The organism is Micromonospora sp. NPDC049101 (assembly GCF_040648675.1).
In the GTDB taxonomy this organism is placed as follows: Bacteria; Actinomycetota; Actinomycetes; order Mycobacteriales; family Micromonosporaceae; genus Micromonospora.
Window position 1 is genome coordinate 244,605 of record NZ_JBEZED010000008.1, and the last position, 25,301, is coordinate 269,905.

The 25,301-nt window shown below is 71.1% G+C and carries 25 protein-coding genes and 3 tRNA genes; 13 read left to right on the top strand and 15 right to left on the bottom strand.

Going from position 1 to position 25,301, the window contains the following annotated elements:
* Positions 1-2: 2 nt before the first annotated feature.
* The 5 genes from AB0B57_RS14020 to AB0B57_RS14040 all read right to left on the bottom strand — a co-directional run bounded on the left by AB0B57_RS14020 (position 3) and on the right by AB0B57_RS14040 (position 6,467).
* The gene (locus AB0B57_RS14020; protein ID WP_357068878.1) at positions 3-890 is read right to left on the bottom strand and encodes a carbohydrate ABC transporter permease; all 888 of its coding nucleotides are present in this window, start codon (positions 888-890) and stop codon (positions 3-5) included.
* Positions 891-901: 11 nt separating this feature from the next.
* Entirely contained in the window at positions 902-1,858 is a 957-nt protein-coding gene (locus tag AB0B57_RS14025; protein WP_357068879.1) for a sugar ABC transporter permease, read from the bottom strand.
* A 114-nt stretch (positions 1,859-1,972) separates the two neighbouring features.
* Entirely contained in the window at positions 1,973-3,352 is a 1,380-nt protein-coding gene (locus AB0B57_RS14030) for an extracellular solute-binding protein (protein WP_357068881.1), read from the bottom strand.
* A gap of 332 nt (positions 3,353-3,684) precedes the next feature.
* Positions 3,685-4,689 carry a LacI family DNA-binding transcriptional regulator gene (locus AB0B57_RS14035; RefSeq protein WP_357068883.1) on the bottom strand — a complete coding sequence of 335 codons (1,005 nt, stop codon included), beginning with the start codon at positions 4,687-4,689 and terminating at the stop codon, positions 3,685-3,687.
* Between the two features lie 302 nt (positions 4,690-4,991).
* A complete protein-coding gene (locus AB0B57_RS14040) occupies positions 4,992-6,467 on the bottom strand; it encodes an FAD-dependent oxidoreductase (RefSeq protein ID WP_357068885.1) in 1,476 nt (491 codons plus the stop codon).
* A gap of 92 nt (positions 6,468-6,559) precedes the next feature.
* Between AB0B57_RS14040 and AB0B57_RS14045 the strand changes: the two genes are divergently transcribed.
* Positions 6,560-7,624 carry a serine hydrolase domain-containing protein gene (locus AB0B57_RS14045; RefSeq protein WP_357068887.1) on the top strand — a complete coding sequence of 355 codons (1,065 nt, stop codon included), beginning with the start codon at positions 6,560-6,562 and terminating at the stop codon, positions 7,622-7,624.
* On the opposite strand, the gene AB0B57_RS14050 is transcribed toward AB0B57_RS14045, so the two are convergent.
* Both AB0B57_RS14050 and AB0B57_RS14055 read right to left on the bottom strand, forming a co-directional pair.
* Positions 7,625-8,938, bottom strand: coding sequence for a deoxyribodipyrimidine photo-lyase (locus AB0B57_RS14050; RefSeq protein ID WP_357068889.1), 1,314 nt, complete (start codon positions 8,936-8,938; stop codon positions 7,625-7,627).
* Positions 8,935-9,858 carry a phytoene/squalene synthase family protein gene (locus tag AB0B57_RS14055; protein WP_357068891.1) on the bottom strand — a complete coding sequence of 308 codons (924 nt, stop codon included), beginning with the start codon at positions 9,856-9,858 and terminating at the stop codon, positions 8,935-8,937. The genes AB0B57_RS14050 and AB0B57_RS14055 overlap by 4 nt, the downstream gene beginning before the upstream one ends.
* A gap of 64 nt (positions 9,859-9,922) precedes the next feature.
* Here AB0B57_RS14055 and AB0B57_RS14060 point away from each other — a divergent pair, with 64 nt between their 5' ends.
* From AB0B57_RS14060 to AB0B57_RS14095, 8 genes are all read left to right on the top strand, one after another.
* A complete protein-coding gene (locus AB0B57_RS14060) occupies positions 9,923-11,065 on the top strand; it encodes a polyprenyl synthetase family protein (protein WP_357068893.1) in 1,143 nt (380 codons plus the stop codon).
* A gap of 28 nt (positions 11,066-11,093) precedes the next feature.
* Positions 11,094-12,575, top strand: a complete 1,482-nt coding sequence (gene crtI, locus AB0B57_RS14065; RefSeq protein ID WP_357068895.1) for a phytoene desaturase family protein — start codon at positions 11,094-11,096, stop codon at positions 12,573-12,575.
* Complete coding sequence (gene idi, locus AB0B57_RS14070) at positions 12,572-13,192, top strand: isopentenyl-diphosphate Delta-isomerase (protein ID WP_357068897.1); 621 nt, start codon at positions 12,572-12,574, stop codon at positions 13,190-13,192. Before crtI ends, idi begins: the two co-directional genes overlap by 4 nt.
* Positions 13,182-14,126 (top strand): MerR family transcriptional regulator, encoded by a 945-nt coding sequence (locus AB0B57_RS14075; protein WP_357068972.1) that lies wholly within the window; start codon positions 13,182-13,184, stop codon positions 14,124-14,126. Before idi ends, AB0B57_RS14075 begins: the two co-directional genes overlap by 11 nt.
* Before the next feature lie 75 nt (positions 14,127-14,201).
* Complete coding sequence (locus AB0B57_RS14080; RefSeq protein WP_357068899.1) at positions 14,202-14,978, top strand: polysaccharide deacetylase family protein; 777 nt, start codon at positions 14,202-14,204, stop codon at positions 14,976-14,978.
* Between the two features lie 241 nt (positions 14,979-15,219).
* A tRNA-Glu gene (locus AB0B57_RS14085) sits at positions 15,220-15,292 on the top strand.
* Between the two features lie 31 nt (positions 15,293-15,323).
* A tRNA-Asp gene (locus tag AB0B57_RS14090) sits at positions 15,324-15,397 on the top strand.
* 100 nt (positions 15,398-15,497) lie between these two features.
* A tRNA-Phe gene (locus AB0B57_RS14095) sits at positions 15,498-15,571 on the top strand.
* Between the two features lie 180 nt (positions 15,572-15,751).
* On the opposite strand, the gene AB0B57_RS14100 is transcribed toward AB0B57_RS14095, so the two are convergent.
* Complete coding sequence (locus tag AB0B57_RS14100) at positions 15,752-16,900, bottom strand: hypothetical protein (RefSeq protein ID WP_357068901.1); 1,149 nt, start codon at positions 16,898-16,900, stop codon at positions 15,752-15,754.
* Between the two features lie 164 nt (positions 16,901-17,064).
* On the opposite strand from AB0B57_RS14100, the gene AB0B57_RS14105 reads away from it, so the two are divergent.
* On the top strand, positions 17,065-17,592 hold the full coding sequence (locus AB0B57_RS14105; RefSeq protein WP_357068903.1) for an SRPBCC family protein: 528 nt from the start codon (positions 17,065-17,067) through the stop codon (positions 17,590-17,592).
* Between the two features lie 71 nt (positions 17,593-17,663).
* Here the strand turns inward: AB0B57_RS14105 and AB0B57_RS14110 are convergent, their stop codons facing one another.
* Together AB0B57_RS14110 and AB0B57_RS14115 are read right to left on the bottom strand one after the other, a co-directional pair.
* Complete coding sequence (locus AB0B57_RS14110) at positions 17,664-18,371, bottom strand: DUF2786 domain-containing protein (protein WP_357068905.1); 708 nt, start codon at positions 18,369-18,371, stop codon at positions 17,664-17,666.
* 13 nt (positions 18,372-18,384) lie between these two features.
* Positions 18,385-18,795 carry a hypothetical protein gene (locus AB0B57_RS14115; RefSeq protein ID WP_357068907.1) on the bottom strand — a complete coding sequence of 137 codons (411 nt, stop codon included), beginning with the start codon at positions 18,793-18,795 and terminating at the stop codon, positions 18,385-18,387.
* 156 nt (positions 18,796-18,951) lie between these two features.
* On the opposite strand from AB0B57_RS14115, the gene AB0B57_RS14120 reads away from it, so the two are divergent.
* Positions 18,952-20,295: an ABC transporter substrate-binding protein gene (locus tag AB0B57_RS14120; protein ID WP_357068909.1), complete on the top strand. Its 1,344-nt coding sequence runs from the start codon at positions 18,952-18,954 to the stop codon at positions 20,293-20,295.
* A gap of 66 nt (positions 20,296-20,361) precedes the next feature.
* Here AB0B57_RS14120 and AB0B57_RS14125 read toward each other — a convergent pair whose 3' ends face one another.
* Together AB0B57_RS14125 and AB0B57_RS14130 are read right to left on the bottom strand one after the other, a co-directional pair.
* Complete coding sequence (locus AB0B57_RS14125; RefSeq protein WP_357068911.1) at positions 20,362-21,105, bottom strand: enoyl-CoA hydratase/isomerase family protein; 744 nt, start codon at positions 21,103-21,105, stop codon at positions 20,362-20,364.
* A 46-nt stretch (positions 21,106-21,151) separates the two neighbouring features.
* Positions 21,152-22,009: a 3-hydroxyacyl-CoA dehydrogenase family protein gene (locus AB0B57_RS14130; protein ID WP_357068913.1), complete on the bottom strand. Its 858-nt coding sequence runs from the start codon at positions 22,007-22,009 to the stop codon at positions 21,152-21,154.
* Between the two features lie 177 nt (positions 22,010-22,186).
* On the opposite strand from AB0B57_RS14130, the gene AB0B57_RS14135 reads away from it, so the two are divergent.
* On the top strand, positions 22,187-22,474 hold the full coding sequence (locus AB0B57_RS14135; protein WP_357068915.1) for a hypothetical protein: 288 nt from the start codon (positions 22,187-22,189) through the stop codon (positions 22,472-22,474).
* A 43-nt stretch (positions 22,475-22,517) separates the two neighbouring features.
* Here the strand turns inward: AB0B57_RS14135 and AB0B57_RS14140 are convergent, their stop codons facing one another.
* Positions 22,518-23,297 (bottom strand): class I SAM-dependent methyltransferase, encoded by a 780-nt coding sequence (locus AB0B57_RS14140; protein WP_357068917.1) that lies wholly within the window; start codon positions 23,295-23,297, stop codon positions 22,518-22,520.
* Positions 23,298-23,351: 54 nt separating this feature from the next.
* Here AB0B57_RS14140 and AB0B57_RS14145 point away from each other — a divergent pair, with 54 nt between their 5' ends.
* Positions 23,352-23,741, top strand: a complete 390-nt coding sequence (locus AB0B57_RS14145; protein ID WP_357068919.1) for a PPOX class F420-dependent oxidoreductase — start codon at positions 23,352-23,354, stop codon at positions 23,739-23,741.
* A gap of 96 nt (positions 23,742-23,837) precedes the next feature.
* Here AB0B57_RS14145 and AB0B57_RS14150 read toward each other — a convergent pair whose 3' ends face one another.
* Together AB0B57_RS14150 and AB0B57_RS14155 are read right to left on the bottom strand one after the other, a co-directional pair.
* Positions 23,838-24,047 (bottom strand): BldC family transcriptional regulator, encoded by a 210-nt coding sequence (locus tag AB0B57_RS14150; protein ID WP_007073996.1) that lies wholly within the window; start codon positions 24,045-24,047, stop codon positions 23,838-23,840.
* A 251-nt stretch (positions 24,048-24,298) separates the two neighbouring features.
* A complete protein-coding gene (locus AB0B57_RS14155; protein WP_357068974.1) occupies positions 24,299-25,138 on the bottom strand; it encodes a hypothetical protein in 840 nt (279 codons plus the stop codon).
* Between the last annotated feature and the right edge of the window lie 163 nt (positions 25,139-25,301).

The window sequence follows — 25,301 nt, forward strand, 5'->3', positions numbered from 1 at the left end:
GGCTATCCCTTGATGCTGCCCGTGGTCAGACCGGACATGATGTTGCGTTGGAAGATCAGGAAGACGATGACTGTCGGGATCGCGGCGATGACCGACGCGGCGATCACCACGTTCTCGGGCGTTCCACCCGCGAAGGAGTAGATGCCGACGCTGACCGTGCGAGTTTCCGGCGACGGCATGACCAGCTTCGGCCAGAGGAAGTCCTTCCAGACCGCCGTCATGGCCAGAATCGCGACGACGCCGAGGATCGGGCGGGACATCGGCAGGATGATCGACCAGAGCGTACGCAGCGACGTCGCCCCGTCCACCAGGGCGGCCGCCATCAACTCCTCCGGAATCGAGTCGAAGAACCGCTTCAACAGGAAGATGTTGAACGCGTTCGCCACCAGGGGCAGCCAGATCGCGAACGGCGAGTCCAGCAGGTTGATGTGCACGATCGGCAGGTCGATCACTGTCACGTACTGCGGGACGATGAGGACCATCGCCGGGATCATCAGCGTCCCCAGCATCAGCGCGAGAATCACGTTGCCGAAGATCGGCCGCAGCTTGGACAACGAGTACGCGGCAGCCGCGTCGAGGACGAGCTGGAACAGCACCGCGCCGATCGCGTAGTAGAACGTGTTGAACAGCAGCTTGGCGAGCTCCAGGTTGTTCCAGGCGTCGATGTAGTTCTGCGGCTGGGGGTCCTTCGGAAACAGCGTCGGTGGGGTCTGCGCGATCTCCTGACCGGACTTGAGCGCGCCGGTCACCATCCAGTAGAGCGGGCCGAGGAAGACGAGCGTGAAGCCCGCCACGACGACGACCAGCAGCGTCCAGTAGATGACCTTGCCGCGCCCCCGGCTGATCTGGGCCTGGGAGATGAGGGTCCGGGTGCCGGATTCCTGTGCCATTCCTCGCCGTCCTAGTCTTGTTTCGCAGTCAGCCGCAGGTACACGGCGGAGAAGCCGGCCAGCACCACGAGCATGATCACGCCCAGTGCGGCGGCGCCGTTGAGGTCGTTCTGGAAGAACCCGTGCTGATAGATGAGGTACGCCACAGTGGTCGCGGAGTCCTCCGCGCCCGCGCCGTTGGCGAGGATCAGGGGCTCGATGAAGAGCTGCATCGTGGCGACGATCTGGATCATCGCCAGGAGCGCGAGGATCAGCCGGGTCTGCGGGATCGTCACGTGGCGGATCCGCTTCCAGATGCCCGCGCCGTCGAGTTCCGCCGCCTCGTACAGCTCGCCGGGGATGCTCTGCAACGACGCCAGGTAGATGAGCACCGCGCCGCCCATGTTCATCCAGGTCGACGCGATCACCATCGCCGGCATCGTCATCTCCGGCGACTGCATCCACTGCGAGGTGGGCAGGTGCAGCGCCTTCAGGATCGCGTTGAAGAGCCCGGCCTCACTGGGGTCGTACGCGTAGAACTTGAAGAGGTACAGCGCCGAGGCCGGCGGCAGCATCACCGGCAGGTAGACCAGGATCCGCAGGTACCCCTTGGCGTGCCGGAACTCGTTGAGCAGGACCGCCACGAAGAACGGCACCGCGTACCCGAGGACGAGCGCGAGCGCCGTGAAGTAGAGCGTGTTCTGCCAGGCCGGCCAGAAGCTCGGGTCGGCGATGAGACGGGAGTAGTTGTCCCAACCCACCCAGGTGGTCTCGCCGCGCCGGGTCCGCTGGAAGCTCATCACGAGGCCGCGGACCATCGGGTACCAGGAGAAGACGACGAAGCAGAGCACCGCGCCGATCAGGAACGCGTGACCGGTGAGGTTGTCCCGTAACTTGCGGCCGAGGCTGGTGCGCTGCGGCCCCGCCGAGTACGGCGACGGCGGGCGGCCCGGTTTCCTGGGGGTCTCCGGGACGGTGGTGATCGCCAAGGCAACTCCTGGGTGAGTCGGTGACGTCGACGATGTGGCGCAGATGGTGTGGCGCAGATGGTGTGGCGCGGATGGTGTGGGGGCCGGTCGGCGTCCCGGCCCCCACACGAACTGTCAGCTCTCCGCGGCGAGGAGCTGGTTGACCTTCTGCTCGGCGGTCTTGAGCAGCGCGTCGATGTTCGCGTTCGGGTTGGTCAGCACACCGGACATCGCGGCGTCGAGCACCGCGTAGACCGCCTGTGCGTTACGCGGCTCACCCTTGATCGGCACCGGGGTGGCCTCGAAGAGCGCGAAGTTCGCCGTGTCGACGTTCGCGTTCGCCTTGCGCAGCTCCAGCTCCTGCTTCTGCGCCTCGCTGCCGTTGGCGAAGAGCAGCGGCTGGGGCAGACCCACCGGGTAGTTCTGCGGCTTGGCCCGGACGTAGTCGAACTGACCCTTGCCCGGCGTCAACTTCTGGTACGCGATCCACTTCATGCCGGCCTTGACCTGCTCGGGGGTCAGGTCCTTCTTGAAGAAGTAGCCCTCGCCGCCACCGAGCGTGCCCTTCGCCGCGCCGTCCTGGCCGGGCAGCGGGCTCATCGCCCAGTCCTGGAACTTGCCCTGGAACTGCGTGACGATCGCCTGGGTGGCGTCCGGAGCGCCGATGAACATGCCGACCTTGCCCGCGCCGGCGTTCGTCAGCAGGTCGCCCCACTGCAGCAGCTGGCGGGCGCCCATGCTGTTGTCGCCGTACCGCATGTCCTTGATGTTCTGCAGGACCTGCTTGCCCTGGGCGTTGTTGAAGTCGGCCTTCTTGCCGTCCTCGGTCAGCACGCGGCCGCCCTGCGAGTAGAGCAGGGAGGTGAAGTGCCAGCCGCCGGTGTTACCGGCGCTGTACTCCGAGTAGCCCGCGATGCCGTTGCCGAGTGCGGAGATCTTCTTGGCGGCGGCCCGGACGTCGGCCCAGGTCTTCGGCGGGTTGTTGGCGTCGAGCCCGGCCTGCTGGAACAGGGCCTTGTTGTAGACCAGGCCCATCGAGTAGTTCTTCACCGGGACGGCGTAGAGCTTGCCGCCGTCGGTGAAGACCTCCTTGAGCGCCGGGTCGACGCTGTCCCAGGTGGGGATCGTGTCCTTGTTGGCGTACTGGGTGATGTCCATCGCCTGGCCCGAGTCCAGCACCTGCTGGAGGTCGGTCATGTAGCCGTAGAACACGTCGGTCACGGTGCCGCCGGCGAGGCGGGCGGTGAAGTCCGGCGGGTTGTTGCACTGCTCGCCGACGCTCACGCTCTTGACGACGATGTCCGGGTTCTGCCGCTGGAACTCGGCGACGTCGTCGTTCCAGTTCTTCAACAGCTCTTTCTGGGCGCCGACGGGCTGGCAGTCGACCGTGATGGTGACCTTGCCGCCGGCGGTCGTGTCCTTGTCGTCGCTCTTCGTGGAGCACGCCGTGAGGCTGAGCCCCAGACCGGCCACGAGCGCAACCGCCGCAGCCTTTCGGTATTGCGGTACGGACATCTGTCCATCCCTTCGGGAACGGGTGACTCCAATGACCTTCGCTGATCTGCGGTGATACGACCTGACGCCCAGTAGCTGCGTCGGAGCCAGGTGTGAGTGGAGTCACTGTAGCGAGGGGGACTCATTTCGGCAAGGTATCGACCCTGTTCCGAAAGGACACGACGTGATTACGGCAGATGTTTGCAAAGCCGTGAAAGCAGACCCGTTTGTTGGCTTTTGATCCCTTTTGGCGGGTCATTCGGCAAGTTCGATGCCGGTCCTGGTGCGCAACGACGAAAACGGCCGCCGACCGCAGGAGCGGTCGACGGCCGAAGCGTCGTGTGGGTGCGGCCCTAGCGACCCGGGGCGGGAGCGGTCGAACCGCGAACCACCAACTCGGGCTCGAACAGCAACTCGTCGTGCAGCACGCCGGCGCCTTCGATCTGGGTGACCAGCAGATCCACGGCGGCCTGCCCCATCGTCTCGATCGGCTGCCGCACCGTGGTCAACGGCGGGTCGGTGCACGTCATGAACGCGGAGTCGTCGAAGCCCACCACCGACACGTCGGCCGGCACCGAGCGACCCAACCGCCGGGCCGCACGGATCGTGCCCAACGCCAGGACGTCGCTGGCGCAGATGATGCCGGTCACGCCACGCTCGACGAGTTTCGTCGCGGCGACCCGGGCACCCTCCATCGAGAAGCTGGACCGCTCGACGCACTCGGCGTCGGCCGCACCCCAGCCGGCGGCCTGGATCATCGCGTCCAACTTACGGCGGGACGGCACGTGCCCCTCCGGGCCGAGCACCATCCCGATCCGCTCGTGCCCGAGCGAGCGCAGGTGCCCGTACGCCTGCTCCACCGCGACCGCGTCATCGGTGGAGACCCGAGGGAAGCCCAACTCGTCCACGCCCGCGTTGACGAGCACGACGGGAAGGCCCCGGTCGGTCAGTCGACGGTAGTGGTCGTGCCGGGCGTCGGCGAGCGCGTACGAGCCACCCGCGAAGATCACCCCGGAGACCTGATGGTCGAGGAGCATCTCCACGTAGTCCATCTCGGACACGCCGCCGATGGTCCGGGCGCACAGGGCCGGGGTGTAGCCACGCTGGGCGAGGGTCCCGGTGACGACCTCCGCCAGCGCCGGGAAGATCGGGTTCTGCAACTCGGGCAACACCAGCCCGACCAGCCGGGCGCGTTCGCCGCGCAGCTTGGTCGGCCGCTCGTAACCCAGCACGTCGAGCGCGGTCAACACGGCGGTGCGGGTCGCCTCGGAGACCCCGTCGCGGCCGTTGAGCACCCGGCTGACGGTGGCCTCGCTGACGCCCGCCTTCTTGGCAACTTCAGTCAACCGCTTGGTCACAGCCGCAATCGTACGTCACCACAATGAAAGAAATGAACAGCAAAATGCTCGGCGTTTGCCGGATAGCTGCCGCATTCTTCCCATCCGGCCCCATTCCGGCGCGCGACATCGGGGCCGGGCGGCGGTGTCCGGGCCCTCTCGACACCAGGTCGCACCGTCCGGGTCTTGATCGACTCGGCTTTCAGGAAGTCGCGGTGTCGAGAGACCCCGGACACCGCGACTTTCCTGAAGTCGAGTGGATCACCCGCGGACGGCCCGGCCCGGCGCGGCGCGGCGCGGCGCGGCGCGGCGCGGCGCGGGCGTCAGGACAGGTCGCCCAGGGCGGCCTCGATGGCCCGGTGGAAGGTCGGGTACGCGTAGATCATGTGGCGGAGCTGACTCAGCGGCACCGCCGCGTGCACCGCCACCACCAGTGCGGAGAGCACCTCGCCGCCGGCCGGGCCGACCGACGTCGCGCCGATCAGCACGCCCTGGTCGGCGTCGGCGACGAGCTTGATGAACCCGTCGTCGCCGACCTGGTGGATCCAGCCCCGGGTGGAGCTGCCGAGCTTCGTGAAGCCGACCTGCACGTTGATGCCGCGTTCGCGGGCCTGTTGCTCGGTGAGCCCGACCGCGCCCACCTCGGGATCGGTGAAGGTCACCCGGGGCAGCGCACGGTAGTCGGCTCGCGGGACGGTGCCGGCCGACCCGCTCGACCCGCTCGCGGCCAGCGAGCTGGACGCCCCCATCGCGCCACCGACCACGCTGGACGTGCCGCTGGCGTCCGCACCGGCCTTCGTCTGCCGGGCCAGGGCCAGGATGTCCGCGATCACGATCCTCGCCTGGTACATGGCGATGTGGGTGAAGGCGCCCTCGCCGGTCAGGTCGCCGACCGCCCAGACCCGGTCGGTGACGTGCAACCGGTCGTCGACCGACAGGTAACGCTGGTTGGCGTCCACGCCGATCGTGTCCAACCCCAGCTCTTCCAGGTGCGCCTTGCGCCCGGTCACCACCAGCAGCCGGTCGGCGGTGAACTCCGCCCCGCCGCCACCGCGCAGGACGAACCGGGTGCCGTCGTGGTCGACCCGTTCGGCGCGTACCCCGGTGTGGATCTCCACGCCGTCGGCGCGCAGCGCCGCGGCGGCGACGTCGGACGCCTCCGGCTCCTCGACGGCCAGCACCCGGTCAAGTGCCTCCACCACGGTGACCCGCACTCCGAAGCGGGCGAAGACCTGGGCGAGCTCCAGGCCGATCGCGCCGCCGCCGAGCACCAGCAGCGACTCCGGCAGTTGGTCGGCCTCGATCGCCTGGTGGTTGGTCCAGTACGGGGTGTCGGCCAGGCCGTCGATCGGCGGCACCGACGGACGGGTGCCGGTGCCCAACACGACCCCGTAGCGGGCCTGGAAGACCTGGTCACCGACCCGGACCCGGGCCGGGCCGTCGAAGCGGCCACTGCCGCGCACGAGCCGACCGCCCAGGCCGGTGAACCGCTCCGCCGCGACCGTGTCGTCCCAGGTGTCGGTGGCCTCCTCACGGATCCGCTTGGCCACGGGTGCCCAGTCCGGTTGGACCTGGGCCGTCCCGGCCAGCCCATCCACCCGGCGGGCCTCGGCGAGCGCGTTGGCGGCCCTGATCATCATCTTGCTCGGGATGCAGCCCCAGTACGGGCACTCCCCACCGACCAGGTCCCGCTCGACGCCGACGACACTCAGGCCGGCCTCGGCGAGTCGCTCGGCGACCTCCTCGCCGCCGACCCCGAGCCCCACCACGACCACATCCACCAGCTCCGGCTCTGCCACCGGAACAGCATCCCCCAGCGACACCACCGCAACCACCGGGGCCCGGAGAAAAGTCGACACGCTCACCCGTGCCGGCCCCTTACGGTGGCGGGATGCACGCACGCTTCGCTCCGGTCCGGGACTGCTTCCACGACCTGCTCACCTCCGGCCGGGAGACCGGCGCCGGCCTGGTCATCTGGTACGACGGTGAGCCGGTCGTCGACCTGGTCGGCGGGACCCGGACCGGCGCCGAGCCGTGGCGGCCGGACACGCTCGTCAACGTCTACTCGGTCGGCAAGCCGGTGGCCGCGCTCTGTCTGCTGATGCTCGTCGACCGGGGGTCTGTCGACCTCGACGCGCCCGTCGACAGGTACTGGCCGGAGTTCCGCACCCCCGCCACCGTGCGCCAGGTGTTGTCGCACACCGCCGGGCTGCCGACCTTTCCGGTGCCCCGGCCCGCCACCGCGATCGCCGACTGGGCGCTGCTCGCCGGCGACCTGGCCGCCGCCGACCCCGAGTGGTCACCCGGCTCGGTGGCCGGCGAGCACGCCTGGACGTACGGGCACCTGGTGGGCGAGGTGGTCCGTCGCGTCGACGGGCGGTCGGTGGGCCGGTTCCTGGCCGAGGAGATCGCCGACCGGTGGCAGCTCGACCTGGCGTTCGGGCTGACCGAGGCGGACCAGCGACGCTGCGCCGACCTGCGCTACGGCGACCCGGGGTGGCCGACCCGGGCGCTCGGCGAGCCGGGCTCACTGCGGGCGCGCGCGATGGGCAACCCGGCCGGTGGGCAGGATCTCGCCGTGGTGAACAGCCCGCTGTGGCGGGCTGCCGAGATGCCGGCGGTCAACCTGCACGCCACCGCTCGCGGCCTGGGTCGGCTCTACACCGGTCTGCTGGCCGGCGGTGTCCTGGACGGGGTTCGGCTGTTCGGCGCGGAGCTGGTGGCGGAGGCGACCCGGGTCCAGTACGACGGGCCGGACCTGGTGCTGGACCGCCCGGCCCACTGGACGCTGGGTATGCAGTGGGAGCCGGACGGCAGTTGGGGCATGGGCGGCCTCGGTGGCAGCAGCGCGTGGGCCGACCCGGAGCGCGGCTACACCTTCGCGTACGCGACGGCGCACCTCGCCGAGCACGACCGGGTGGACGAGCTGGTCGAGGTGTTGCACTCCTGCCTCTGATCAGCGCAGCCAGACCGGGTCGGTGCCCGGCACCGAGAGCGGCGGTGGATAGTCGGGCGCCTCGGGCAGTTTCCACGGTTGGTGGATGGCCTTACCCTGCACCGTCGCCAGCTCCGGCACCCACCGGCGCACGTAGTCGCCGGCCGGGTCGTACCGTTCGGCCTGCCGGACGGGGTTGAACCCCCGGTACGGCTTGGTGTCGTTGCCGGTGCCGGCGACCCACTGCCAGTTGCCGGAGTTGTTGGCCACGTCCCCGTCCAGCAGCCAGCGGAAGAAGACTCCGACACCGCCCCGCCAGTCCTGCCCGAGCGACTTGGTCAGGTAGCCGGCGGTGATCAGCCGGGCCCGGTTGTGCATCCAGCCCTGCGTCCGCAGTTGCCGCATCCCGGCGTCGACGATGGGCACTCCGGTCCGCCCCTCGGCCCAGGCCGCCAGCGCGTCGTCGTCGTAGCGCCACTGCTCGGTGGCACCCCGCCGGTACGCCGCGGTCGAGATCTCCGGAAAGGCGGCGGTGACCTGGTAGTAGAAGTCCCGCCAGCAGATCTGCCGGACGAACGGCCCGGACCGGTCGCCGGCGCGGTTGGCCACCGCCAGCGGGGACACGCAGCCGAAGCGCAGGTACGGGCTGAGTCGGGAGGTGTCGTCGCCGGCCATGTCGTCGTGCTGGTCGGCGTACCGGTCCAGGTCCGGCAGCCAGTCGGTGAGCCGCTGCTGGGCGACCCGCTCACCGCCGACCGCCGCGTCCGGCGAGTCCCCGGCCGGCGGCTTCGGCAGGCTGCCCACGCGCACACCGCCGGGCAGCGTCACCCGGCGTGGCGCGGCCAACTCCTCCCGCCACCGGTTGGCCGCCCAGGCCCGGTGGTAGGGGCTGAACACCCGGTAGTGGTCGCCGCCGCCACCGGGCCGCAGGGCGCCCGGCTCGACCACGGTCAGCCCGGGAAACAGGCGCAGGTGCAGCCGGTGCCGCTCGCACTCGGCGCGCAGTCGCCGCTCCCGCCGGCGGGCGTGGTGGCTGACGTCGGCGGAGAGCGCGACGGCCGTGGCCCCGACCTCGCCGGCCAGCCGGATCGTCTCGGCCACCGGGTCACCGTGTCGCACCACCAGGTCGCCGCCCCGCTCGCGCAGTTCGGCGCGCAGGTCGGCGAGGGCCTGGTGCAGGAACCGGGTGCGGTTGGCCGACCGGTCGGCCAGCGCCGGGTCGAGCACGTACAGCGGGACCACCCGGTCGAAGGCCGCGCAGGTGGTGGCCAGCGCCGGGTGGTCGTGCACCCGCAGGTCGCGGGTGAGGAGGACGATCGCGGTGCCTGCGGTCACCGGGTTTCCGGATCGACAGTCGGCCCGGGGATGGTGACCGGCGTACCGGTCGAGGTGAGCAGCGCCCGTCCGACCACCGCCATCCGTCGCCGTTGCGGCACCACGGCACGCCGGACGAAGACGTCGTAGTCCTGCGCGGCGACCTCGTCGAGGATGCCGCCGTAGAGGGCGTACGCGGTGCGCATGCAGGCCTGCGAGGCTGGCGCCAGCATGGTGATGCCCGGCGCGGCGGCGGCGTAGTGCGCCTGGGCGCGGGTCACCTCGTACTCGATCAGCTCGCGGATGCGGGGCGTGCCGCGCCCCCTGGTGCGGGCCTCGAGCAGCTCGTCGCGGGTGACCCCGAACTTCGCCAGGTCCTCGTCGGGCAGGTAGGTGCGGCCCCGGTCGAGATCCTCCGCGACGTCCCGGATGAAGTTGGTGAGTTGGAAGGCGAACCCGAGCTGCCGGGCCGGCTCCCGCGCCGCCGCCGGGTCGGAGCTGCCCAGGATCGGCAACATCATCGTGCCGATGACCGCCGCCGAGCCCTCCATGTAGTCGAGCAGGTGGTCGTAGGTCGGGTACGCCGTGACGGTCAGGTCCATCGCCATGCTCTTCAGGAACGACGCAAAATCGTCCCGGTCGAGATCGAAGACCGCGATGGTGTGCAGCACGGCCGGCAGCAGCGGGTCGTCGACTGGCGCACCGCGCAGACCGGCTACGAACCGGCTGGCCCAGTCGTCCAGGCGGGCGGCCCGCTCGGCCGGCGGCAGGTCCTCGGTGCGGTCGACGATCTCGTCCGCGTACCGGGTGAACCCGTAGAGGGCGTGCACATGTCGCCGTTTCCATGCGGGCAGCAGTCGGGTGGCGAGATAGTAGGTGCGGCCGTGACGTTTGTGCAGCTCACGACACCTGTCGTAGGCAGCGGTGAGATCTGTGTCCACCGGCCCTCCTCATTTATCGACGCACCAATCGACGCAACTCGCAGCCTAGGGTACGCTCAGCCGCATGGCCAACGACGCAGTTGCGGGCAATGCGACTCGTGTGGCGGCGGCAGTCCCGGTCGACCGGGACGACCCGGTCGGTGCCGTTCTGGCCGCGTACACCCATGAGCTGGTCGCGGCGGTCGACGAGACCCTGACCACCTTCCTCACCGCCGAGGTCGACTCCCTCGCCGAGATCGACGCGTCGATGGGCAGCTTCGCCACCTCCGCGCGGGAGGCCGTCCTGGTCGGCGGCAAGCGGATCCGGCCGACGTTCGCCTACTGGGGCTGGCGCGGGGCGATCGGCGGCGCCGAGGCACTGCCGCCCGTGCTGCCGGCGCTGGCCGCGCTGGAGTTGCTGCACACCTTCGCCCTGGTGCACGACGACGTGATGGACGCCTCCACCACCCGGCGCGGCCGCCCCACCGCACATGTCGCGCTCGCCCAGCAGCACATCGCCGCCGGTCACCGCGGTGATCCCAGGCGGTTCGGCGAGGCCGTCGCCGTCCTCATCGGCGACCTCTGCATGGTCTGGGCCGACCGGTTGCTGGCGCACGCCACGGTGCCACCGGCCCGCCTGTTCGAGGTTCGCCGCTGCTACGACCAGATGCGGGTGGAGACCGTCGCCGGGCAGTATCTGGACGTGCTCGGTGAGAACGACCCGGCCAACTGGTCGGTCGACCGGGCGCTGCGGGTGGCCCACTACAAGACCGCCAGCTACACCGTCCAACGACCACTGCTCTTCGGCGCCTGCCTGGCCGGGGTGCCCGCCGACGATCCGCTGATCTCCGCGTACACCCGCTATGGCCTGGCCGTCGGCGAGGCCTTCCAGCTCCGCGACGACCTGCTCGGTGTGTACGGCGATCCGGCGGCCACCGGCAAGCCGGCCGGTGACGACCTTCGCACCGGCAAGCCGACCACGCTGTTCATGCTGGCCCGGGAGTTGGCCACGCCGGCGCAACTCCAGGCGTTGGAGCGCCCCGGTGACACACCTGTCGACCGGCTCGCCGAGCTGGTGGCCGAGACCGGCGCGGTGGCCCGGGTGGAGCGGATGATCGCCGAGCGGGTGAGCGACGCGCTTGCCGCGCTCGACTCCGCACCCGTGGACCGTACGGCGCGAACCGCACTGACCGGGCTGGCCACCGCCGCGACCAACCGGCGGGCCTGATGAGCGATTCTCTTGAGGAGGTGGTCACGTGCGGACGGTGACAGGACGGACGGACCGGGTGGTGGTCGTCGGGGCCGGCCTGGGCGGGCTCGCCTGCGCGCTGCACCTGGCCGGCACCGGGCGACAGGTCACCGTGCTGGAACGCGAGCCGGTGCCCGGCGGGCGAGCCGGGCGGCTCGCCGTGGACGGCTACGAGTTCGACACCGGCCCGACCGTGCTCACCATGCCCGACCTGATCGCCGAGGCGCTCGGCGCGGTCGGCGAGGAGCTGCACGACTGGCTCGACCTGACCCCCCTCGATCCGGCCTACCGGGCCTACTACCCGGACGGTTCGACACTGGACGTGCTCACCGACACCACGCGGATGGCGGCCGAGATCTCCCGGGTCTGCGGGCCGCGCGAGGCCGACGGTTACCTGCGCTTCGTCGACTACGCGCGTGAGCTGTGGCGGCTGGAGCGGGCCGACTTCATCGAGCGCAACCTCGACGCGCCGACCGACCTGATCACCGGCAACCTCCTCAAGCTGCTCAGCGGCGGAGCCTTCCGACGCCTCCAGACGAAGATCAACCAATTCTTCCGGGACCCGCGTACCCAGCGGATCTTCTCCTTCCAGGCGATGTACGCCGGCCTCGCGCCGCACGACGCCCTCGCCATCTACGCGGTCATCGCGTACCTCGACTCGGTGGCCGGGGTCTACTTCCCGCGCGGCGGCATCCACGCGGTCTCCAGGGCCATGGCGGGCGCCGCCGAGAAGCACGGCGTGCAGATCCGGTACGACACGACGGTGACCCGGGTGGAGACGGCGAACGGCCGTGCCACAGGTGTGCTCACCGCCGACGGCGAACTGGTGCGGGCGGATGTCGTGGTGCTCAACCCCGACCTACCGATCGCCTACCGGGACCTGCTCCCCGCCGCGCCACGGCGTCGGCTCACCTACTCCCCGTCGTGCGTCGTTCTGCACGTCGGGTCCCGACAGGCCTATGCGAAGATCGCCCATCACAACATCCATTTCGGACGCGCGTGGAAGGGCACCTTCGATGAGGTCATCCGGCGAGGCGAGCTGATGACCGATCCGTCACTGTTGGTGACCAACCCGAGTCGGACCGACCCCTCGGTGGCCCCACCCGACCGGCACACCTACTACGTGCTCGCCCCGGTGCCCAACCTGCACCGGGCGCCGTTCGAGTGGCGCGGTGACCTGACCCAGCGCTACAGCGACCAGCTGATCGGCACGCTGGAGGAGCGCGGGTACGTCGGCTTCGGTGCCGGGGTCGAGGTGCTGCGGGCGATCACCCCGGCCGAGTGGGAGGAGCAGGGGATGGCCGCCGGCACCCCCTTCGCCGCCGCACACACCCTCTTCCAGACCGGCCCGTTCCGCCCGTCGAACCTGCACCGCGACCTGCCGAACGTGGTCTTCGTCGGCTCCGGCACCCAACCCGGGGTGGGTGTGCCGATGGTGCTCATCTCCGGCAAGCTCGCCGCCGGCCGGATCAGTGGGGAAGGTCGATGAGCAGCCGCGAGGAGCACCTTGTCGAGTTGGTCGACGACGCCGGCAGAGCCCGCGGCGAGATGACCGTCGCCGCCGCACACCAACCCCCGGGGCACCTGCACCGGGCCTTCTCGGTGCTGCTGGTCGACCCGGACGGCCAGGTGCTGCTCCAACGCCGGGCCGCCGTCAAGACCCGGTTCCCGCTGCGCTGGGCCAACTCCTGCTGCGGCCACCCCCGGCCCGGCGAGTCCCTCGCCGAGGCGGCCAACCGGCGGCTACGCGAGGAGTTGGGCGCGGGTCCGGTCGAGCTGACCGAGGTCGGCGTCTACGTCTACTACGCCGAGGACCCGGCCACCGGCCGGGTCGAATTCGAGTACGACCACGTACTGCGGGGTGATTTCCTGCCCGCGGCCCCGCTCCTGCCGGACCCGGACGAGGTCGCCGAGTTGCGCTGGGCCGACCCCACCGCACTCGAAGCCGAGTTGGACCTCGACCCCCGGTCGTACGCCCCCTGGCTGGGCGGGGTGGTGAACCGGCTACTGCACCCCTCGGGCGCCACGTCGGGCACATCCGATCCGGCCGTGACCCCGTCCGGACCGTCGGCGGATGACACGGCGGAGCGGTCGGGTGGTCGATGAGGCGCTGAGTGCGGGGGCGGTCGCACGCCGGCTGGGGGTCGCGGTGACCACCCTGCGCACCTGGCACCAGCGCTACGGGCTCGGGCCAAGCGAGCACATCCCCGGCCACCACCGCCGGTACACGCCCAAGGATCTGGCCCGCCTCGAGATCATGCGCCGCCTCACCGCCGAGGGGGTGAGCCCCGCCGAGGCCGCCCGCTGGGCCCGCCAGGCACCCGATCCGACGCCCACCGACACCGTCGCCCCCACTCGGATCCACCGACCCGGCCGGGACGGCGGTGGAACCATCCCGGTGGGCCGCGCCGGCCCCGCAGCCCGCGGGTTGGCCCGGGCCGCCATGCGGCTGGACGCGGCGGCGATCAGCGAGACGATCGCGCACGCCCTGGCCGCCGGCGGAGTCGTCGCCACCTGGGACGGCCTGCTGCGCCCGGTCCTCACCGGCATCGGCGAACGCCACGCCGCCACCGCCGGCCTGATCGAGGTGGAACACCTGGTGTCCCGCTGCGTCTCGGAGGCCCTCGCGGCGGCCAGTCGGGCCAAGGTTCCCACCGGGCCGGCCCGCATCCTGCTCTCCTGCGCCGACGAGGAGCAGCACACCCTGCCGCTGGAGGCGTTGGCCGCCGCGCTCGCGGAGGCCGGGGTCAGCTACCGGACGCTCGGCGCCCGAGTGCCGGTCGCCGCCCTCCTCGAGGCGGTCAACCGGACCGGACCGGCCGCCGTGGTGCTCTGGTCGCACACCCGGGCCACCGCTGACCCAGCTCAGCTCAGCGCGCTCCTCGCGGCACCCCGTCGCCCGTTGCTGGTGCTCGCCGCCGGGCCGGGCTGGCGAGCCGACGCGCTGCCCGCCGGGGTGGTGCGGCCGATTGATCTGGCCGAGGCCGTCTCGCTCGCCGTCGCGGTCCGTGACTCGCTGGACCAGTCGAGGCGTGACTGACCGCACTGTCGCCCGTTTGCGGCGTGAACTACCGTCGGAGGCTCCGCCTACCCCGACCCCTCCGGGAGCCAGCAGATGCAAGCCCGCGCCGCCCTGGCGTCCGTCCTCGCCATGGCGCTGGTCTTGTCCGGCTGTGCCCAGCCGGACCGCACCATCACCCGCTCCAGCGCGTCGCAGCCGATGCCATCGGCCACGCCCACCCCGCCGCACCCCACCGTCGCCAAGCCGCCCAAGACTCCGCTGCGACCACTGCCGGCCAAGCTCCCCGCCGGCCTGCGTCGCACCACCGGTGCGCGCCCGGCGGTGTTGACCTTCGACGACGGGCCGAACCCGGCCTGGACGCCCAAGGTGCTCGATCAACTGCGGGCCGCCAAGGTGACGGCCACCTTCTGTGTCGTCGGTCGCGAGGTGCAGCGACACCCGGAGTTGGTCCGCCGGATCGTCCGCGAGGGCCACCAGCTCTGCAACCACAGTTGGCGGCACGACCTCGACCTGGCGCGGCGACCGGTCGCCGAGATCAGGGCCGACCTGGACCGCACCAACAGGGCCATCCAGGCGGCGGCTCCCGGGGCGAAGGTGTCCTTCTACCGGCAACCAGGTGGCCGATGGACGTCGGAGGTGCTGGGGGTGGCGAAGGACCTCGGCATGCGCCCCCTGCACTGGTCGGTCGACCCACAGGACTGGGACAAGCCGAGCGCCGCCACGATCGGCAAGCGAATCCACGCCGCCGCCGGTCCCGGTGCCATCGTGCTGCTGCACGACGGGGGCGGCAATCGGGCCGCGACGCTCGCCGCCTGCCCCCAGGTGATCGCCGATCTGAAGAAACGCTTCGGCATCGCCCGACTCAACTAGGACGTGTCGGACGAGCCGAGCTGGAGTTCCGGCGGGGTTGTCTCCGGGCGGCACCCGGGCCGGCGCAGGCCGGCCGGCACCTTTGAAACACCCTTTGACCTGCGGTTACGCCCCGATCTCCGGGCACCCCGATACCGATTTTGTTCACCGACCTGGCATCACGTATGCTTTCCAAGCCTCCGGCGGGGCCGGATGGGAGCAAGTCCGCTTGAAGTTGCCAATGTGCAATGATGGCGGGGCCGCCCTCATCGTCTAGCGGCCCAGGACGCCGCCCTTTCAAGGCGGTAGCACGGGTTCGAATCCCGTTGGGGGCACGACCGGCGCAAGCCGGAGCAACACAAGCTAGGTCCTGTGGAGCAGTTGGAGTGCTCGCCGCCCTGTCAAGGCGGAGGTCGCGGGTTCAAGTCCCGTCAGGACCGCAGCGCTGACGCCGCGCCTCGCGCGGCGTTCTGCGTATCGGAGCATGTCGCCCTTGCCGCCGGTTCGTCCGGTTGCCGGGTAACATGGGCCGAGCAGTACGGCCAGGTAGCTCAGTTGGTACGAGCGTCCGACTGAAAATCGGAAGGTCGGCGGTTCGACCCCGCCCCTGGCCACATAGCCTTTCGCCGGGCTACAGAGGTCCCCACCAGCGGAAACGCAGGTGGGGATCTTGCTGTTGGGGCGTCTTTTCACCGACGACCTTCGGCCCGCCGGAATGTGATCCACTCCACTTCCTGCAAATCGGGGCATCCAGGCGTGCAAAATGCCCCGATTTTGCCAAATCCCTGCGGCTGTCAGTCGTCGCGGCCCTGCTGGCGGTGCTGCGCCATGCCGCTCTGGATCGCCTCCCACACGCTGCGTCCGGCCTGGCGCAGTGTCTCCCCCGCCTGCTCGGCGAACTGGGCCGCGCTCTGCGCCGCGGCCTGCGCCCCACCCAGCGGACCACTGCCGCCGTCCCCATCTCCGGACGCGCTCGGGCCCGGGGCGGGCGACTGATCGGGTCGGCTACGAGGTTGCCCGGTCGACGCCCCCGCCGGACCCTCGGTCCCCCAAGCCGCCCCGGCCGATCGCTGCCCACCGCCCGGCCCTGCGGGTCGCTGCCCGTCGCCGGGGCCCGCCGGCCGCTGTCCGCCGCCCGGACCTGCCGGCCGCTGCTCATCGCCGGGACCTGCCGATCGCTGCCCACCGTCCAGACCTGCCGGCCGCTGCCCTTCGGGGTGGTGGCGCTCCCCGTGCCGCCGGCCTGTCGGGTGACGGCCCTGCGTTCCGCCGGACTCCGGTCGTACCTGTTCCCCCGACGCCGGGCCACCGGCCCGAGATCCGGGTCCTCCAGCGCTGGGCCCCGGGCCACCAGCGTGAGACGTGGGGCCTTCAGCAGCAGAGCCGGGCCGACCCACTCCCGCCCGATCAGGACCAGAACGATCAGGACCAGAACGATCGCCTGGCCGATCGGCACCCGGTCGATCGGAGCCCGCTCGGCCCGGGTCGGAGACGGCGCCGACCGCGCCCACCCGCTGGCCCGGCCCGTCGAGTAAGCCGCCGGGGCGGCGTGCCCCGACCGCCGTGGCCCCGGGGGCCGGCTGTGGTGCGCCGCGGTTCACGTCGTCGAGGGCGGTGACAGCCGTCCGAGCGAGCGCCTCGATAATCTGCGGGTTGTGGTCGAGTGTGTCGAGTGCCTGCCCGAGGATCATGGTCAACTGCTCCAACCGCACCCGCAGCTGCGCCTCGGCGTGCACCCCGTCGATGTCCAGCTCGGCGCCGCTCAGGTGCACCCGTACGCCGGCGTCGACCTGGATCAGGTTGGCCACCCGGGCCCGCAGCGACAGGTCGGCGTCCAGTCCGTCGACCGCCAGCCGGATCGAGTCGACGGAGACCCTCGGAATGTCGAGCAGGACATCCGGGTCCCCCTGGCCCGGCTCCCGCTGCTGCGCGCTCTCGCTCATGCTCTCCCGCCCGCCCGCAAACCGGTCCGGTCGTCCGGGCCGTTCGGCGCGGGTACCCGCTTTCCGGCGGAGCATCCCGTCCGTGACGGATCGGCCACCCGGTGTCCAAACCCGGCGCAACACGAAGCTGCACACGCGGGCATCAGCCGGTATGGTCCGGGCCTATGGGACAGGAAAAGACTGATCCGGCCGACATCCGGCAGGACGGCGACCGGTTCTCCTTACGGTGCAGCCTCCACGTCCCGGGCTCCGCCGAGCACGCGTTCGCGGTCTTCACCGACCAGCTGACCGACTGGTGGGTCACCGAATACACCTGGTCCGGCCCGGACGCCCTTGCTGAGCTGGGCATGGAGCCGCGGGCTGGCGGGATGCTCTACGAGATCGGCCCGTACGGCTTCCGCTCCGACTGGGGTCGGGTGCTCACCTGGGACCCGCCGCGCCGGTTGGTCTTCGTCTGGCAGATCGGCCCCGACCGGGCGCCGGTGCCGGACCCGGCCCGCGCGAGCGAGGTCGAGGTGTTGTTCCATCCCGAGGGGGCGGAGCGCACCCGGGTCGAGTTGGAGCACCGGCACTTCGACCGGCACGGCGAGGCAGCCGAGGGATACCGCGAGGCGCTCACCGCCGGCTGGCACGAGTTGCTCACCCGCTACGTCGCGACGGTGTCGCGCCAGCAGCCCACCACCCCCGCCTGACCCTCAACGCCAAAAGGTCGTCGGAGGCCGAACCGACATCCGGCTGTCCGAGGCCGAACCGCACGCGCTCGTCAATGGCCGAGTTGCCGTGCCCGGGCAGTGTCGCCACCGAGGTCGCGACCACCCAGATGCGCATGGCGGCCGGCCTCCGCCCCCGACCCGAAGCCGGTGCCGCCCAGCCTGCGGGGCGGTGCGGTGCGCAGCCGGGGGTATTCCTCGGTGAGCCGCCGCTGCACCCGGTCGGACCGGTCAGCCAGCACCAGCGCCACCGACGGAGCCCCCGACTCGCTGGCCGCCGCCGTCTCCGCCGCCCAGAGTCGACCCCCGATCACCTCCGCGAAACCGGCCAACCAGGATCGGCGAAAGGCGGCGGGATGGTCGTCCGCGGGCACCTCGGTGGCGGCCAGGCCGTGCGCCGCCTGCACGAGCAGTGAGGTGAAGAGCAGGTCGACCCGTTCCAGGTCGCTGGCGAAGCCGAACAGGTGCAGCGTGAAGCCGTTGCCCTGCCGGCGGCGTACGCAGCGGCAGCGCAGTGGCTCGGCGACCGCGGCGAGCAGACCGACCTTGTCGCGGGCGTACGGGGCGACGATCTCCAGGACCCGGTCGCCGACCGGGTCGGTGGTCGGGTCACGGACGGCGAGCAGCGCCCGGTCCACGCCGTAGCGGGCGATCAACTCGGTCGCCTTGGCGGTGAACGCCTCCGCCTCGGCGGGTGTGCAGGCTGGGTCCTCAGCCTGGGCGAGCAGCTTGCGCACCTTGCTCAGCATCGCCTCGGACATGGGTACAGAGCTATCACACGGGTCGGACACCATCGGGCTCGGCGCGGCTGCGCAGGGTGGCGATCGTCGAGCCGGCGAGGGTGAGGAGGCAGGCGGGGAGCAGCCCGTCGGCCGCCGCGGCGCCGAACAGCGCCTCGCCCGTCGGTTCGTCGCGATTGGCGTACGCGCTGACGAAGCGGGCCACCCAGCGGGTGTCGTAGTCGGCCTGGTCGATTCCCGGGAAGTCGAGCGCCGCTCCGCTGGCCGCTGGCGCGTCACCGACCATCGTCGCGGCCAGGCACCAGGCCACCCCGTACGCGCCGCTGAGGCCGGCCCGGTCGACGACCGCGTCGAATGCTCCCACCACGGCGTCCCCATCTCCGGTCAGCGCCGAGTGGAGCACGGCGGTCGCGTCGTCGAACGTCTGCTGTGGTAGGTCCATCACGCAGCGCACAGTAGGACGGCCGGTCAAGCGACCCGGAAGATCGTCACTGTCCGTATTCAACGCGAGCTACCTGCGCATTACGCCACCTCCACGGTCCCGCCGACGGCCACGGCACGCTAATGTGCGCAGCGGACCTTCGCCGGAGGAAGGACGACCATGCTCGTATCACGCCGTTCGCGGGTGGCCACACTGGCTGCCTGCGCGACGATCCTGCTCGCCACAAGCGCCTGCGGGGATGACAAGGCCAAGGAGCCCAGCGCCCAACAGGTGCGCCTCTATGGCACGGACGGCAACATGCTCAACTCCTATCCCGCGGAGTTGAAGGAACGTGCAAGTCTCGTCGACGGGATGAAGGGCACCACGCCACTCGTTCCGCTGCCCGACGACTTCAAGAGCCGGCTACGGACCGTCAATCCGGCGCTGACGGACTACGTGTACTCCGCCGAGACGTACGACGCGGTGGTGGTTGCCGTGCTCGCCGCCCAGCTGGCCGGGAGCACCGACCCGGCTGCCATCGCGAAGCAGATCGTCGCCGTGACCAACGACGGGCAGCGCTGCGAGGACGCGGCCAGTTGCCTCGCGCTGGCCCGTGCCGGGCAGGACATCGAGTACCGCGGCGTTTCGCTGACTCGGGCGGGCTTCACCGACAAGGGCGAGCCGGCCACCGCGAGCTACGCCACGCTGACCTTCGACGGGCAGCAGATCAACGACGGCAAGACCGAGTTCGTCGGCGCGGGCATCGAGTCGGCGGCGAGCACCAAGACGCCGCCGAAGCCGAAGAAGCAGCGGCCGACCGCCGACCCCGACCAGAAGCCGCTGATCCTGGGCGGCCTGCTGCCGAAGACCGGTGACCTGGCCATCGCCTACCCGCCGATGGCGGCCGGCGCCGCGTTGGCGATCAGGGAGATCAACGCCGCCGGTGGCGCACTGGGCAAGCCGGTGACGTGGGTGGAGGGCGACGACGGCACCAGCCCGGTGGTGGCCAAGGCGACCGTGGCCCGGCACGTGACGGGTGGCGTCAGCGTGATCATCGGCGCGGGTGGTTCGGGTATCTCCCGGGCGGTGCTGCCGGACGTGGTGCAGGCCGGGAAGATCCTCTTCTCCCCGTCCAACACCGACAGCAGCCTGACCGACGTGGACGACGGCGGCCTCTACTTCCGCACCGCACCGCCGGACAGCCTCCAGGGCCGGGCGCTCGCCGACGTCATCCTCCGCGACGGATCGCAGAAGATCGTCATCGTTGCCCGCAAGGACTCCTACGGTGAGGGCCTCCAGGGCACGGTCCGCGACGAGTTGGAGAAGGCCGGCATCTCCGGCGACCGCCTCAAGCTGCTCACCTACGAGCCGCCCGCCGACGCCAAGGCTCCCCCGGTGGACTTCTCCGGCGGCGCCAAGGAGATCAAGGACTTCGGCGCGGACGCCGTACTGATCATCGGCTTCGGCGAGTCGGCCTCGGTGATCCGCTCGCTGGCCGACAGCGGAGTGCAGATCCGGCAGTAGCACCACCAGAAGCAGGAAACGGCCGCACCGGCGCGAGCGTCGGTGCGGCCGTTTCGTTTCCCGGAGTCAGCGCGGCCGGCGGCGCTCCAGGAACTCGGTCATCCGCCGGTGCTTCTCCTCGTCCTCGAAGAGCACCGCCTGGCTGACCAGATCGAGGTGGGGGTGCGCGGCGGCGGGGGCGTCCACCGCCAGCTTGGTCAACCGCAGCGCCAACGACGAGCCCAGGGCGATCTCGTCCAGCAGCGCGTGAGCCACCGTGAGCAGCTCGTCGGGCTCGTCCACCACCCGGTTCACCAGACCGATGCGCAGCGCCTCGGCGGCGTCCACCCGCCGCCCGGTGAAGAGCAGCTCCTTGGCCCGACCCTCGCCGATCAACGCGGGTAGCCGGTGGGTCGCGCCCGCGCCGGCCAGGATGCCCAACCGCACCTCCGGCTGGCCGAAGACCGCCCGCGCCGTGCACACCCGCAGATCGCAGGCGTACGCCAGCTCCGCCCCACCACCCAGCGCCGGGCCGTCGACGGCGGCCACCGTGGGCATCGGCAGCGCCCGGATCCGCGCGAAGGCGGCGGAGTTGATCGCGGCCAGGGCGTCCGTGCGGCCCCGCTCCCGGAGTTGGGCGATGTCGGCGCCACCGGCGAAGATGCCGGCCGTGCCACCGGTGAGCAGCAGCAGCCGGGGACGGGCTTCCAACTCGGCGCAGACCTGGTGCAGCTCGGCGATCAGGTCGGCGTCGATGGCGTTGCGCTTCTCCGGCCGGTCCAGGGTCACCACCAGCCGGTCCGGCCGCTCCTCGATCCGCAGCCCGCTCACTGCCCCGCCCACCTCTCGTTGGCGCCCGTGGGGCCCGCGAGCGCGCTCACTGCTTGACCCCGTCGTTCCACCGGTAGAAGCCGTGCCCCGACTTCTTGCCCAGCCGCCCCTCGTCCACCATCTCCACGAGCAGCGACGGCGGCGCGAAACGGTCCCCGTACGCGGCCTGGAGGGTACGGGCGATGTCCAGCCGCACGTCGAGGCCGACCAGGTCGGTGAGCTCCAACGGCCCGATCGGGTGCCGGTATCCCAACACCATCGCCTTGTCGATGTCGGCGGGGCTGGCCACCCCGTCGGCGACCATCCGGATCGCCTCCAGCCCGAGGGTCACCCCGAGGCGGGAGGTGGCGAAGCCGGGCAGGTCGCGTACGACGACGGGGTCCTTGCCCAACCGGCCGGCGAGCGCGACAGCCGCGGCGGTGGTCTCCTCGGCGGTGGCCGGGCCGACCACGATCTCCAGGAGCGCCATCGCCCAGACCGGGTTGAAGAAGTGCAGGCCGAGGAAGCGCTCGGGCGCGTCCAGCCCGGCGGCCAGCTCACCGATGGCGATGCTGGAGGTGTTGCTGGCCAGCAGCGCCGGGCGCAGCGCAGCGGCGTCGTGCAGCACCGCCCGCTTCAGGTCGAGCCGCTCCGGCACCGCCTCCACGATCACGTCGGGGCCGGGGGCGACCTCGGCGAGCGTCGGGCGCAGCGTGACCCGCTGCCGGTGCGCGGCGGCCTCGTCGGCGCTCAGCTTCCCGCGCTGCACGGCTCGTTCCCACAGCTCGGCGAGCCGGTTCAGCGCTGCGGCGCCCCGCCCCGGGTCCACCTCGACCAACTCGACGGCGTGCCCGGCCCCGGCCGCCACGTACGCGATGCCGAGCCCCATCGTGCCGGCACCGACGACCACGAAACGTCCGCTCATCACGCCTCCCTGTCCCGCCCGTCGGCGCGCGGGGTCCCCGCCACACCGAGCTGGGTGTCTCGCCCGCTCCGCTCGCTCATGCTGCGACCCTAGACAGCTCGACCACCCGGCCCATGCTTGGGGGAGCGCGGGATCGGGTAATGACGGCCCGTCAACCAAGGGAAGGAACCAGTCGACATGAGCCAGGCACCGGAGAGCGTCACCGACTCCGAGATCGTGGAGACCCGAGGCGACGAGCGGGTCGAGCTGCTGCGCGCCGACACCAACAACGACGGCAAGACCGACGTGTGGGTGGTGGACACCGACGGCGACGGCAAGGCCGACCTGTTCCAGTTCGACACCGATGGTGACGGCAAGGTGGACATCACCATGGTCGACCTCGACGAGGACGGCACCCCGGACGAGGTGGTCGACGGCGACGGCGGCATGCCGCCCGAGGAGCTTCCCCCGACCGTCCAGGTCTGAGCTGTACGACGGCCCCCGCGCAGCGTCGCGCAGGGGCCGTCGCTCAGTCGGCGAGGCGCAGGGTGGCCAGGTAGTAGGGGGCGTCCCGGTCGTCCACATCGGTCAGCCGCCAGCCGGTGCCGTGCACGAGTGCGGCGAACTCGTCAGCCGAACAGACCAGGTAGTCGAACCATTCGGTGCTCAACTCGCGGTAACGCAGCCGGAGCCGCAACTGTCCGCCGAGCCGGCCCCGACGGCGGTTGCACTCGTGGTAGCCGGTGTGCAGCAGGTCGCGGGTGCCGTACGGGTCGGTGCCGTGCGCGATGATCTGCGCGCCCGGCCGGGCCAGCGCGGCGAGCGCGGCCAGGAACGCGGGGGCACGCTGCCGGCCCTCGAACAGCCCGAGGTTGTTGCCGAGCAGCAGGAACGTGTCGTACCGGTGACCGTCGGCGACGTGCGTGTCCACGGTGCCGTGCACCACCCGCCGGACGCCGCGACGCCGGCTGACCGCCAGCGCCCCCGCGGAGGTGTCCAGCCCGGTGACCGGTACGCCGCGCTCCTGGAGCAGCAGCGCGATCCGGCCGGCGCCCGTGCCGATGTCGAGCGTCTCGCCGCGGACCCGGTCCACCGCCCGGTGGTCGTACGGCTGCCATTCCTGCGGCCCGTCCAGGTAGTGCGCGGCCGGCGCGCCGTTGATCAGCCCGTCGTCCCGCTCGATGATCTCGATGACCGGCCGGGGCAGTCGACCGCCGACCAGCGGTCGAGGGCCCACCCCGGTGGCCACGGCAAGCGTGTCCCGCAGCAGCTCACCGACCACGTCACCGATTTGAGGCTCGCCCGTCACGGCGTTCACGCTATCCGGCCACTGGACGGCCCACAACGGTCGTATCCTGGCGGCGTGACCATGCTGGACCGGCTGTCCGCCGAGAAATACCTCCTGCTCACGACCTTCCGCAAGGACGGTCGGGCGGTGCCGACCCCGGTCTGGGCGGTCCGCGACGGCGAGGCTCTGGCGGTCTGGACCCGGGCCGACTCCGGCAAGGTCAAACGGATCCGCAACAACGGCGACGTGACCCTGGCGCCCTGCGACGTGCGGGGGCGTCCGCACGGGGCGGAGGTGCCGGCCCACGCGACGATCTGTGGCGGCGGTGACACCGGCCGGATTCGCGACCTGCTCAAGCACAAGTACCGCGTGATCGGCCGGTTGAGCCTGCTGGGCAGTCGGCTACGCCGCGGCGAGGGCGGCACCGTGGGCATCCGCGTGACGCTGGCTGAGGGCCGGCGCTGAGGGTGATGCTGGCCGACGTCGCTGAGGGCGTGTGCCGGCATGGAAAGGGGCGGCGGATCGAGATCCACCGCCCCTGACCGGAAAAAATTGTGCCGCTCAGTCACCCTGCCGCTGCTGCGGGATCTGGCCCTGCAACAGCGCCCTGACCTCCGACTCGCGGTATCGACGGTGACCACCCAGGGTGCGGATGGCGCTGAGCTTGCCCGCCTTGGCCCACCGGGTCACCGTCTTCGGGTCGACACGGAACATCGACGCCACCTCGGCCGGGGTGAGTAGCGGCTCTGGTTCGTGCGTTCGCGATGCCATCGGTCACTCCTCCACATGTATAGACATCGGCCGGGGTCCCGCCGGCCGACGCGTCTCCCATGGTCCGGCTAGTCCCCGATGTCCGACATGGGCCGAACGGATGAAGGTCCCTAGACGGACGGATGAACCATGCCCGATTTTTACGACTTTTACACGGCAGAAACCACCTTATTCGGACTCATGATCACGGTTCGTGATGCGTCAACTACGAGCACGCCTCACTTTGGGAGCGCTCCTATGGGCATATGTCCTTAATTGCACCGCTCCAGCAACTGCACCGCGCGCCACCGGGCCACCAGCTTGTCGTACGCGGCGGAAGCCTCCTCGGCCTCACCGCGCGAGAGCCCCGCCAGGCCGTTGGCGACCAACTCGGGCGAGTCGTCCGCCGCGAGAGTCTCGTTGGAGAGAAGATCGACCAGGCCGCCGTAGTCCAGTTCGACAACCGACCGGGGATGGAACTCCTCCAGCCAGCGAGCCGCCTCCTCCACCGCTTCGGTGATCGGCGCCTCGCCCACCGACTTGCGCAACACCGACAGCGCCCGGGACGACCGACGGCGGGCCTTGGAGATCTCCGTGCGGTAGCGCAGCGCCCGTCGACCCGGCTCGGTGACCAGGTCCCGTTCGGCCGGCTCGAAGAGCACGAACCAGCGCAGCGGCACGCCCCAGGTGGCGATCTGCTCGTGCACCCGGGGCACACCGTGCTCCAGCACCCGGGCGCCGCTGCGCCAGTCGTCGACCACCGCCCTGGCCTGCCCGGCGAGCACCGGCGGCACGAAGGCGTCGGCGAGCACCGAGGGCACCCCGTCCCGAGCGCTGAGGGCGGCCTCAGCGACCCGGATCCGCAGGTTCCACGGGCAGACCAGCAGGCTTTCGTCCGTCTCCAGGACGTACGCCTCCTCCGGCAGGTCCGGCAGCCGGGTCCAGCCAGCGCCCAGCGCCTCGATCACCGCCGTCCGCTGCCGACCGGGACCCTCGACCGGGGCCACCGCCCGCCCCTCCGAGACATAGCGGCGCCAGTAGCTCTGCCGGTCTCGGTCGAAGGCGGTCAACGGTTCGTACACGCGCAGGTAAGAAGCGAAGAGCGACGGCACGGCGCGATCCTCCCACGAACCGCAGCCGTACGCGGTCAGCGACCGGACCACGCGCGCCGCAACGTGGGACGGCGGCGGCGCGTCGAGCGCCCGCAGGGCGGCCGATACTAGGCTCGATCACACCGGCAGCATCCCCGCCGGCGTCCGCCAGGTCCGCGTCCCA

What these genes read in the sequence shown, in the direction of transcription:
- AB0B57_RS14020 (WP_357068878.1), bottom strand. Translation starts at nt 890, where the DNA reads ATGGCACAGGAATCCGGCACCCGGACCCTCATCTCCCAGGCCCAGATC.
- AB0B57_RS14030 (WP_357068881.1), bottom strand. Translation starts at nt 3,352, where the DNA reads ATGTCCGTACCGCAATACCGAAAGGCTGCGGCGGTTGCGCTCGTGGCC.
- AB0B57_RS14045 (WP_357068887.1), top strand. Translation starts at nt 6,560, where the DNA reads ATGCACGCACGCTTCGCTCCGGTCCGGGACTGCTTCCACGACCTGCTC.
- AB0B57_RS14060 (WP_357068893.1), top strand. Translation starts at nt 9,923, where the DNA reads ATGGCCAACGACGCAGTTGCGGGCAATGCGACTCGTGTGGCGGCGGCA.
- idi (WP_357068897.1), top strand. Translation starts at nt 12,572, where the DNA reads ATGAGCAGCCGCGAGGAGCACCTTGTCGAGTTGGTCGACGACGCCGGC.
- AB0B57_RS14080 (WP_357068899.1), top strand. Translation starts at nt 14,202, where the DNA reads ATGCAAGCCCGCGCCGCCCTGGCGTCCGTCCTCGCCATGGCGCTGGTC.
- AB0B57_RS14100 (WP_357068901.1), bottom strand. Translation starts at nt 16,900, where the DNA reads ATGAGCGAGAGCGCGCAGCAGCGGGAGCCGGGCCAGGGGGACCCGGAT.
- AB0B57_RS14105 (WP_357068903.1), top strand. Translation starts at nt 17,065, where the DNA reads ATGGGACAGGAAAAGACTGATCCGGCCGACATCCGGCAGGACGGCGAC.
- AB0B57_RS14110 (WP_357068905.1), bottom strand. Translation starts at nt 18,371, where the DNA reads ATGTCCGAGGCGATGCTGAGCAAGGTGCGCAAGCTGCTCGCCCAGGCT.
- AB0B57_RS14120 (WP_357068909.1), top strand. Translation starts at nt 18,952, where the DNA reads ATGCTCGTATCACGCCGTTCGCGGGTGGCCACACTGGCTGCCTGCGCG.
- AB0B57_RS14130 (WP_357068913.1), bottom strand. Translation starts at nt 22,009, where the DNA reads ATGAGCGGACGTTTCGTGGTCGTCGGTGCCGGCACGATGGGGCTCGGC.
- AB0B57_RS14135 (WP_357068915.1), top strand. Translation starts at nt 22,187, where the DNA reads ATGAGCCAGGCACCGGAGAGCGTCACCGACTCCGAGATCGTGGAGACC.
- AB0B57_RS14150 (WP_007073996.1), bottom strand. Translation starts at nt 24,047, where the DNA reads ATGGCATCGCGAACGCACGAACCAGAGCCGCTACTCACCCCGGCCGAG.